The following is a 536-nucleotide window of genomic DNA, read 5'->3' as shown; positions in this document are numbered from 1 at the left end:
TGCAACGGCGGCGCCAACCAGCAGTGGACCTACACCCCGGCCGGCCAGCTGACCGTCTACGGCGGCACCAAGTGCCTGGACGCCTACAACAACCAGACCGCCCCGGGCACCAAGATCGACATCTACGACTGCAACGGCGGCACCAACCAGCAGTGGCGCCGCAACGCCGACGGCACCGTCACCGGTGTCCAGTCCGGCCTGTGCGTCGACATAACGCAGGCCGCCACCGCCAACGGCTCCGCCATCTCCCTGTGGACCTGCTCCGGCGCGGCCAACCAGCAGTGGACCCGCACCGGCGCGCTGCTCGGCACCGGTTCCGGCCGCTGCCTGGACCTCCCGTTCTCCAGCCAGGCCAACGGCACCCAGCCCGACATCTGGGACTGCAACGGCGGCGGCAACCAGCAGTGGACCTACACCCCGGCCGGCCAGCTGACCGTCTACGGCGGCACCAAGTGCCTGGACGCCTACAACAACCAGACCGCCCCGGGCACCAAGATCGACATCTACGACTGCAACGGCGGCGCCAACCAGCTGTG

Annotated in this window: 1 protein-coding gene; it reads left to right on the top strand. The window is 69.4% G+C overall.

What is annotated here, in order from left to right:
- On the top strand, positions 1-536 hold a 536-nt coding region (locus PUR71_RS38120; protein ID WP_329931868.1), incomplete at both ends, for an RICIN domain-containing protein.

This window comes from Streptomyces sp. SP17BM10, from assembly GCF_036322405.1.
In the GTDB taxonomy this organism is placed as follows: Bacteria; Actinomycetota; Actinomycetes; order Streptomycetales; family Streptomycetaceae; genus Kitasatospora.
Note: the sequence above shows the minus strand (reverse complement) of the source record. Positions and strands in the feature narration are given on the sequence as shown.